The sequence below is a fragment of the Desulforhabdus sp. TSK genome (assembly GCF_022836495.1).
Taxonomy (GTDB): domain Bacteria; phylum Desulfobacterota; class Syntrophobacteria; order Syntrophobacterales; family Syntrophobacteraceae; genus Desulforhabdus.
On sequence record NZ_BQXM01000241.1, the window covers coordinates 1 to 260 of the forward strand.

Sequence of the window (260 nt, forward strand, 5' to 3'; positions counted from 1 at the left end):
GCAAAAATACTGTTCATCTTCGGGGTGAACGTGGGCTTTTTTTCGCCGATCCTGGGCTGGGTGGAAAGAAAGCAGAGCGCGGTGATGCAGGACCGGATCGGCGCGAACCGCGCCAATATCGGCGGGTATACGATCATCGGCCTCTTTCACCCCATCGCCGACGCCGTGAAGGTGCTCACCAAGGAGGACTTCATACCGGCGGGAGCGAACAAGTTCTTCCACACGCTGGCGCCGTTTCTCAGCCTGGTGCCGGCCATCGT

1 protein-coding gene is annotated in these 260 nt (G+C 59.6%); it reads left to right on the forward strand.

Annotated features, from left to right (window positions below; all coding sequences use genetic code 11):
• On the forward strand, positions 1 to 260 hold a 260-nt coding region (locus MWC30_RS22255), incomplete at both ends, for an NADH-quinone oxidoreductase subunit H (RefSeq protein WP_244086362.1).